An 8920-nucleotide genomic window follows, 5' to 3' on the forward strand; every position below is an offset into this window, starting at 1 on the left:
TCAGCGCCCCGGCTCGTCATTCCAAAGATATTTATGCAACTGCAATTGCAGTCGCACTGGCAGGTTGTCCGCCACCACCCAGTCAGCCAGGTCTCGCGCGTTCAGGTCATGGTGACTTGGCGAGAACAGCACTTCGCCGGCACGCTTGTCGAGGCCGTACTGAATCAGCTTGGACACGGCCCAGTCGTAGTCTTCCCGCGAACAGATGACAAACTTAACCTGGTCGTTGGGCGTAAGCAGTTCGATGTTCTCGTAGCGGTTGCGATGTGCTTCTTTCGAACCCGGGGTTTTCAGGTCGACGACGCGACTGACCCGTGGATCGACCGCCGAGATGTCGAGCGCGCCGCTGGTTTCCAGCGACACTTCGTAACCGGCGTCACACAACTGCTTGAGCAATGGGATGGCGTTGGGTTGTGCCAGCGGCTCGCCACCGGTAACACACACGTAACGCGGACGGAAACCGGCCACTTGCTCGAGGATATCGTCGAGCGGGCGAACGGTGCCGCCGGTGAACGCGTAGGCGCTGTCGCAATATTGGCAACGCAACGGGCAACCGGTCAGGCGCACAAAAACAGTGGGCAGCCCGGCAGTCCGCGTTTCACCCTGCAACGAGTAGAAAACTTCGGTGATTCTCAATGTGTCTTGCATAGTCGCCACGGGCATAACAGCTAAACAGGCTGTCCGCCTCCGTCAGGCACTTCAAGGAACCCCGCCACCGCGCAGATCCCAAAAAGCGTGTTTCATAAAAAGGGCGTGAATTCTAACGAAAAAACCCGCGACAGGCGCGGGTTTCTTCAAAACGAGTCAAGCAGCCTTACATTTTCTGCAGATCACGCTGAGCCAGCTGAGCAGCGGAGGTACCCGGATATTGGGACACGACCTGTTGCAGAATGCCTTTGACCTTGTCGGTGTGACCGAGGCGGCGCTCTACGTCAGCCAGCTTGTACAGCGAATCAGGCACTTTGGGATGCTTGGGGTACAGCTGCGAAACCTTGGCAAAAGCCTGACCCGCACCTTGCAGATCGCCTTTGGCCAGATTCACTTCGCCCAACCAGTACTGGGCATTGCCCGCGTATTGGCTGTTCGGGTACTTGCGCAGGAATGCGGCAAAAGCCTGGCTGGCCTTGTCGAAATCCTTGGCTTTGATCAGGTCGAAGGCTGCATCGTAATACAGTTTTTCCTTCGCTGGATCAGCCGGCTCGCCACCCGCGGCAGGTGCTTGAGCGACTGCCGTTCCTGCTGCCGCTCCTGCGCCTGCTGCTGCACCGGGGGCATTCAAACTGCCACCGGTGGAAGAATTTTCAGGAGTCGCGGCTGGTGCAACGCCGGTTCCTATGCGCCGATCAAGATCCTGATATCGCTCCAGGTTCTCTTGCTTCATGCGCGCTACATCATTTTGCAGAACTTCGATGATGCCTTGTTGGCGCGAGATCTGCTCCTGCATGGATTGCAGTTGGTTGAACAGCTCGCCCTGTGCCGAGACAGGGGCCGAAACCCCTCCCCCGGCATAGGCGCCGTTCGTACCGTAACCCGCAGGCGGATAACTAGTCCCGCTATTGTTATAGCCGGAGTCGTTATCGACCACAGGAACCGCAGCCCACACCGCAAGCGGTGCGAGGCTGAGAGCCAAAACAGTTACAGCACGACGGCACGTTCGCATGACGAATTACTTACGCAGTTCGACGCGACGGTTTTGAGCCCAGGACTGCTCGTCGTTGCCGGTAGCAACTGCACGCTCTTCGCCGTAGGAAACCAGTTCCAGCTGAGCTGGGGAAACACCTTGCAGTACCAGGTAACGCTGAACGGCTTTCGCACGACGCTCGCCCAGTGCCATGTTGTACTCACGAGTACCACGTTCGTCGGTGTTGCCTTCCAGAACAACGCGAGCGCCGTTTGCTTTCAGGTCTTTGGCGTGAATGTCCAGGGAGCGCATGGCTTCTGGCTTCAGGTCCGAGCTGTCGTATTCGAAGTAGAAGGTGGTGATTGCGCGCAGAGCAGCTTCTTCGCTCAGGGAGCCGTCAACAGCACCAGTGTTAGCGCCGTAACCAGCGTTTGGATCAACAGCGCCTTCACCGGCGTTGTCGCCGCCTTTGGACGAGCAACCTACAGCTACAGCCATGGCCAGAGCCAGCGCAGCAAATTTACCAAACTTCAGCATTTCCATCGTGAAACTCCTAATGAACCCCAGTGTGTTAAGTACAACGTGTAGCGCCGCGTCAGTTCAGGTAAGGGGACCAGGAAGGTTCTCTGACTTCGCCTTGTGCGGTAGGAAGCGGGAGCCTTACGCGTCCATTAATGGACACGAGCATCAAGACTCCCCGGCCCTGCTGGCGGGTGGCGTAGATTACCATGGTGCCGTTGGGCGCAACAGTAGGTGACTCGTCCAGAGTGCTATCAGTGAGGATCTTTACACTACCTCGCTGCAAATCCTGGGCCGCCACCTTGAAATTAGTGAAGCCATCCTGGCGGTGGATCATCACCAGGGTCTTTTCATCAGCCGAAAGTTTAGGGTTGGCGTTGTAGTTACCAATGAAGGTCACACGCTCCGCACCGCCACCACCGACGCTGGTTTTGTAGATCTGTGGCTTGCCGCCACGGTCGGAGGTGAAGTAGATGGTCGAACCATCCTTACCCCAGAACGGTTCGGTGTTGATGCCAGGACCATTGGTGACGCGAGTGATCTGACGCGACCCCAGGTTCATCACATAGATGTCCGGGTTACCGTCTTTCGACAGTACGAATGCCAGGCGATTGCCATCCGGCGACCAGGCTGGCGCGCCATTCAGGCCTTCGAAGTTGGTGATCTGCTCACGGCGACCGGTGTCGATGTTCTGCATGAAAATACGCGGACGCTTCTGCTCGAACGAGACGTAAGCGATGCGCTTGCCATCCGGTGCGAAACGCGGCGACAGGATCGGCTCGCGCGATTGCAGCAGGGTCACGGCACGGGCACCGTCATAGTCCGAACGTTGCAGCGTGTAGCGAGTGTTCTTCTCGGAAAAACGCTCGGCCGTCACGTACAACAGACGAGTCGAGAACGCACCTTTGATACCGGTAAGTTTTTCGAACGACTGGTCGGCGATGTAGTGCGACATGTCGCGCAGTTGATCGACGCTGCCCGACACGCTGCCGGTCAGCACTTGCTGCTCGGTGGCGACGTTGAACAGAGCGTATTGAACCTGCAGGCGACCGCCCGCTGGAACGATGCTGCCGACCATAATGTACTGAGCGTTGATAGCCTTCCAGTCGCGGAAAATGATTTCGCTGGCCTGGCTCGGCTGGCTGATCATGTTCTGCTTTGCAATCGGCGCGTAGTAACCCGAGTTGCGCAGGTCGTTGCCGATGATCTCGGCCATGTCGTCCGGCAGCACGGTGCCACCCTGGAAACCGAATGGCACTACGGCAATTGGAGTTGCCTGGGAGCTACCACTGCTGACCAGGATATTTTTTTCATCTGCGGTGGCCAGTCCTGCAAAGCAGAACATGACAACAAGCAGTCCTCGAAGAAGGTTTCTCACAAGGCTAGATCCTCAGGTGTGAATGTCATCTTGAATGAACGATAGGGTGCGAAATCAGCTGGCTTCAGACCCTGCATTTCGGTCAATCGACCAATATTTTTTACCGCCGCTACCGCTGAACTGTCGAACGGTACATCACCGCTGGATTTGGCAACCGATACGCCGGAGATTGTTCCATCAGGCAGCATGTTGATTTGCAGGATCACTTTCATGCCCTTGCGGGCCGACGGTGGCTGCGCCCAACCTTCAGAAGCGCGCGAGCGAATCAGATCGTCGAAGTTACCCGCGACTTCATCACCCTGCTCATCCGCCAAGGCCTGCTGACGCTCCGTCGTGTCGGAAAGCAAATCTGCCAGGGCCTGAGCCTTTTTCTCATCGACAGATTTACGTGCCGCTTCCTGCGATTTCTTCTTTGCAGCATCGGCAGCAGCTTTCTTCTTCGCGTCTTCGGCGACTTTCTTCTTCGCCTCTTCAGCTTCAGATTTCTTCTTGGCGTCTTCCGCGGCTTTCTTCTTCGCGTCTTCGACAATCTTTTTCTTTGCTTCTTCAGCGGCCGCTTTCTTGGCCTCTTCTTCAGCAGCTTTTTTGGCTTCTTCTTCAGATTTCTTCTTGGCTATATCAGCCAATTGTTTCTCTTCGACCTTTTTGGCTTCGGCAGTCTTCTTCGCTTCATCGGCTTTCTTGGCTTCATCAGCCTTTTTTGCCTCGTCCGCTTTCTTCGTCTCGTCGGCCTTCTTGGATTCTTCGGCTTTTTGAGCCGCATCTTCCTTCTTTTGTTCCGCGGCCTTGATCGCTTCCTGTTCGATCTTTTTCTGTTCCATCTGTTCGACTTCGGTCTGACGCGCGGCGGATTTCTTCGCTTCACCCGCAATCTTCTGATTGGTCTGGGTGGTCGCCTGACTTTTCGATTTCAGCTGGTACAAGGTCGCCTGGACAATCGGCTTGGCCGGCGGCAGCTCCGGTGTGAAGGCGAAACTGACGAACAGCATGCCGAACACCAGCACGTGCAAGACAATCGCCAGGACACTAGGCCAGAAGTAGCTTTCCGAGGCGGACGGCTCTCGCATTTGCTGCATCAGGGTGCCTCGGTAATCAAGCCAACATTACCGACCCCGGCTTTCTGCAACCCGCCCATGGCGCCCATCACGGAACCGTAATCGACGGTCTTGTCGCCGCGGATGAACACCTGGGTACGCTTGCCGCCTTCAGTCCCGGCGCGAATGATCTTGGTCACCGCGTCAGTCATTTGCGGCAAGGTCATGGCCTTGTCCTGCTGTTTTTCGGTGTCGACTTCGCTGCCAAGGTTCCAGTAATAGGTCTTGTCAGCCTTGATCGAAATGGTCAGGACCTGGGTGTTGTTGTCCTGCGGCAAGGCTTCGCTGGAAACCTTGGGCAGATCAACTTTCACGCCCTGATTGAGCATCGGAGCGGTCACCATGAAGATGACCAGCAGCACCAGCATCACGTCGATGTAAGGCACCACGTTCATCTCGGCAACCGGCTTGCGCTTTTTGCGAGCTCGAGCGATTAAAGCCATTGGAAATTACCTGCTTATTCTTCGCTGGTGTGCACTTTGCGGTGCAGGATCGCCTGGAATTCATCGGCGAAGGTGTAGTAACGGCCCAGCAGGGTCTCACTGCGAGCAGCAAAACGGTTGTAAGCGATAACGGCCGGGATGGCCGCGAACAGGCCGATCGCGGTGGCGATCAGTGCTTCGGCGATACCCGGAGCCACAGTGGCCAGGGTCGCTTGCTGGGCAGTGGCCAGGCCACGGAAGGAGTTCATGATCCCCCAGACGGTACCGAACAGACCGATGTACGGGCTGACGGAACCAACGGTGGCAAGGAACGGCAGACTCTGCTCGAGCTTTTCTTCTTCACGGGAAATGGCGACGCGCATGGCACGGGCCACGCCTTCCATGACCGCTTCCGGGTCAACGCCAGGCTGCTGACGCAGACGGGAGAATTCCTTGAAACCGGCACGGAAGATCTGCTCGACGCCCGAATCCGGATCAGGGTTGCTGCCGGCCTGACGGTAGAGTTTGGACAGGTCGATACCCGACCAGAAGCGCTCTTCAAAGCTCTCCAGGGCACGTCGACCGGCGCGCAGCAGGTTGCTGCGCTGAAAGATCATGATCCATGAGGTCACCGATGCGGCTACCAGGATCAGCATTACCAGTTGCACCACGATACTGGCATTGCTGACCAGGCTCCACATGGAGGAATGGTCGACGACGTTAGCTTCCACGCTTTATCTCCTGCTTTGAGTGTGTACCCGCGCCGCTCACGTCGGCAAAGGCCGCACGTAGAGCTTCGGGAATGGCCCGGGGTTTTAAACTGTTAGTGCGCACACAGGCCACCAGAAACTGCCCTTCGCAGAGCAGCACATTATCCGTAGCTCGCCTGACCTGCTGTTTAAAGCGCAGGCTGACACGGTTCAATTCGATTACTTCAGCGCTTACCAGCAGCTCGTCGTCCAGTCGCGCCGGCGCGTGGTAACGCGCTTCGCTGGAATGCACGACGAACAACAGGTCCTCCCCTGCAAGCGCCGATTGGGCAAAGCCCAGCTCCCGGAGCCGCTCGGTTCGAGCCCGTTCCATAAACTTGAGGTAATTAACGTAATACACGATGCCACCCGCATCGGTGTCCTCGTAATAAACGCGACAACGAAGTGCGAAAGGCTCAAGCCCGTTTTGCGCGCGCATACTCTAGTGCTTACTCCTCAGGTTGCCAATCCGGCCAGGCAACTGTTTTTCATTGATTCACGGCTTTCTGGCGAAAGTACGGTCCTAGGACCGCACAAACTCCGAAAAAATCAGCGCGCAAAGGTTATTAATCGTCCACGGCATCGAGGAACTCGTCTACCACGGGCATCTCGCCCATACGTGTCGGAATGTTTAAACCGAAGTGCAGGTACGCATGCCGCGTCACCACCCGCCCCCGGGGTGTGCGCATGATGTAGCCCTGCTGGATCAGGTACGGCTCCAGCACGTCTTCAATGGTGTGGCGCTCTTCACTGATGGCTGCGGCGAGGCTGTCGACCCCGACCGGCCCGCCATCGAACTTCTCGATCATGGTCAACAACAGACGTCGATCCTGGTGATCGAAGCCACGTTCGTCGACATCCAGCAGGTTCAAGGCCAGGTCGGCGATCGGTTTGGTGATGTGGCCCTTGGCGCGAACTTCGGCGAAATCCCGAACCCGGCGTAGCAAGCGGTTGGCAATTCGCGGTGTACCACGGGCACGGCGGGCGATTTCGAAGGCGCCTTCCGGGTCCAGCGGCAAGCCGAGGATATCCGCCGAACGACTGACAATCGTTGCCAGGTCAGCGGTGTTGTAGAACTCCAGGCGCTGGACGATCCCGAAACGGTCGCGCAGCGGATTGGTCAACATCCCGGCCCGCGTCGTCGCGCCGACCAAGGTGAACGGCGGCAGATCAAGCTTGATCGAACGCGCGGCAGGCCCTTCGCCGATCATGATGTCGAGCTGGAAATCTTCCATGGCCGGGTACAGCACCTCTTCGACGATAGGCGACAGCCGATGGATTTCATCGATGAACAGCACGTCGTGAGGCTCAAGATTGGTCAACAGTGCGGCCAGATCACCCGGACGCTCAAGAACCGGCCCGGAAGTGCTTTTGATCGACACGCCCATTTCCTGGGCAATGATGTTGGCCAAAGTGGTCTTGCCCAGACCCGGCGGGCCGAAAATCAGCGTGTGATCCAGGGATTCATTGCGCCCACGGGCCGCCTGGATGAACAACTCCATTTGTTCGCGAACGGTCGGCTGGCCAATGTATTCGGCCAGGCTGACAGGACGAATCGCCCGGTCCTGGACTTCCTCGCGGTCGCGAGGGCCAGGCGTGGCGGTAATCAGTCGATCAGCTTCAATCACTTAGATCATTCCCTTCAGGGCACGACGAATCATGTCTTCACTGCTCAAACCTTTCTCCTTGATCGCGGAAATCGCCTTGCTGGCTTCCTGCGGCTTGTAGCCCAGGGAAACCAGCGCGCTGACCGCATCATTTTCGGCGGTGGCGACCGGAGCCGCATCCGGCCCACCCGGCTGGTTCGGCACCAGGGCGAACATTGCCGGCACGGTTTCCCAAGCCTTGAAGCGGTCCTTGAGTTCCACCAGCAAGCGCTCGGCCGTCTTTTTGCCCACGCCCGGCACCTTGGTCAGCGCCGAGGTGTCCTGGGACTGCACGCAACGCACCAGCTCATCCACTTCCAGGCTCGACATCAACGCCAGGGCCAATTTCGGCCCTACACCATTGAGACGGATCAACTCGCGAAAAAAGTCTCGCTCACGCTTGCCGAAGAAGCCATAGAGTAACTGCGCGTCTTCGCGTACGACCAAATGGGTGTGCAAGGTCAGCGGTTCACCGACCGACGGCAAGCGATACAGCGTGGTCATGGGCACTTCCAGCTCATACCCCAGACCGTTTACATCCAGAATCAGGTGCGGCGGCTGTTTCTCAGCCAGTGTGCCGCGCAAGCGTCCAATCACGTTTCAGATCCTTGAGCGTTGGCCAGATCAATGACTGGCGACTGACAGAACAAGGGTTTTGCGCCGGCAACACAGGCGCAAAACCCTCATTCCCTAAAAATGACTGCTGATGCTATCAGAGACGCAGGCGCCCGCCACGACTGCGTGCCGTTCCCAGGCCATGGGGCAACAGGCTGGAACGGGTATGAGCATGACAAATGGCGATGGCCAGGGCATCCGAAGCATCGATTTGCGGCTTGCTGGTCAATTTCAGCATGTGCATGACCATCATCTGCACCTGTTCTTTATTGGCGGCGCCGGTGCCGGTAACGGCTTGTTTGACCTGGGTCGCGGTGTATTCAGCGATCTCCAGGCTTTCTTCGGCACCCGCGACAATCGCGGCGCCCCGGGCCTGGCCGAGCTTGAGGGCAGAGTCGGCATTGCGCGCCATAAAGACTTTTTCAATGCCCATGGTCACCGGCCCGTAGGTCTGGATGACTTCGCGCACACCGCGATAGACGATTTGCAGACGCTCATGCAACTCGCCGGTCCCCGTGCGAATGCAGCCCGACGCCACGTACACGCAGCCACGCCCGGTATCACGTACCACGCCATAACCGGTGATGCGCGAACCGGGGTCGATACCAAGAATTAAAGTCATAACGCCTGCGGGTCTGGTAAGAGCACGATATTCAATACAGCGAATAACAAATGTGGGAGCAGGCTTGTCGGGTCGCCGCATCGCAGCGATGCGGGGCCCCCACCAAACCCCCCCCCCCCTTGGGTCTTCTCCCCCCCCACCCCCCCGTGGCGGCCCCCCCCCCTGGAAATGCCCCCGGGTGTGAGGGGTGTTTCCCTCCTCCCACGCTTTCCGCATGTTGGCATACGTTGGAGCCCCCTCCCCGCCCTCCCCCA

The 8920-nt window shown here is 57.9% G+C and carries 11 protein-coding genes; all 11 read right to left on the bottom strand.

Annotated elements, in window-relative coordinates:
- Positions 1-648, bottom strand: a complete 648-nt coding sequence (gene queE, locus EYC95_RS07585) for a 7-carboxy-7-deazaguanine synthase QueE (protein ID WP_131059798.1) — start codon at positions 646-648, stop codon at positions 1-3.
- Between the two features lie 166 nt (positions 649-814).
- A complete protein-coding gene (gene ybgF / locus EYC95_RS07590; RefSeq protein ID WP_131059799.1) occupies positions 815-1660 on the bottom strand; it encodes a tol-pal system protein YbgF in 846 nt (281 codons plus the stop codon).
- Between the two features lie 6 nt (positions 1661-1666).
- The gene (gene pal, locus EYC95_RS07595; RefSeq protein WP_131059800.1) at positions 1667-2164 is read right to left on the bottom strand and encodes a peptidoglycan-associated lipoprotein Pal; all 498 of its coding nucleotides are present in this window, start codon (positions 2162-2164) and stop codon (positions 1667-1669) included.
- Positions 2165-2216: 52 nt separating this feature from the next.
- Positions 2217-3485, bottom strand: coding sequence for a Tol-Pal system beta propeller repeat protein TolB (tolB, locus tag EYC95_RS07600; RefSeq protein WP_218568837.1), 1269 nt, complete (start codon positions 3483-3485; stop codon positions 2217-2219).
- A gap of 29 nt (positions 3486-3514) precedes the next feature.
- Positions 3515-4594, bottom strand: coding sequence for a cell envelope integrity protein TolA (gene tolA / locus EYC95_RS07605; RefSeq protein WP_131059802.1), 1080 nt, complete (start codon positions 4592-4594; stop codon positions 3515-3517).
- Entirely contained in the window at positions 4594-5046 is a 453-nt protein-coding gene (tolR, locus tag EYC95_RS07610; protein ID WP_161807482.1) for a protein TolR, read from the bottom strand. Before tolR ends, tolA begins: the two co-directional genes overlap by 1 nt.
- A gap of 23 nt (positions 5047-5069) precedes the next feature.
- Positions 5070-5765 carry a protein TolQ gene (gene tolQ, locus EYC95_RS07615; RefSeq protein WP_008147369.1) on the bottom strand — a complete coding sequence of 232 codons (696 nt, stop codon included), beginning with the start codon at positions 5763-5765 and terminating at the stop codon, positions 5070-5072.
- Positions 5755-6222, bottom strand: coding sequence for a tol-pal system-associated acyl-CoA thioesterase (gene ybgC, locus EYC95_RS07620; protein WP_131059803.1), 468 nt, complete (start codon positions 6220-6222; stop codon positions 5755-5757). The genes tolQ and ybgC overlap by 11 nt, the downstream gene beginning before the upstream one ends.
- Before the next feature lie 127 nt (positions 6223-6349).
- A complete protein-coding gene (gene ruvB, locus EYC95_RS07625) occupies positions 6350-7411 on the bottom strand; it encodes a Holliday junction branch migration DNA helicase RuvB (RefSeq protein ID WP_131059804.1) in 1062 nt (353 codons plus the stop codon).
- On the bottom strand, positions 7412-8026 hold the full coding sequence (gene ruvA / locus EYC95_RS07630) for a Holliday junction branch migration protein RuvA (RefSeq protein ID WP_131059805.1): 615 nt from the start codon (positions 8024-8026) through the stop codon (positions 7412-7414).
- A gap of 115 nt (positions 8027-8141) precedes the next feature.
- Positions 8142-8666, bottom strand: a complete 525-nt coding sequence (ruvC, locus tag EYC95_RS07635; protein ID WP_131059806.1) for a crossover junction endodeoxyribonuclease RuvC — start codon at positions 8664-8666, stop codon at positions 8142-8144.
- Between the last annotated feature and the right edge of the window lie 254 nt (positions 8667-8920).

Origin of the sequence: Pseudomonas sp. BGI-2, assembly GCF_004310295.1 — a bacterium.
Classification (GTDB): Bacteria; Pseudomonadota; Gammaproteobacteria; order Pseudomonadales; family Pseudomonadaceae; genus Aquipseudomonas.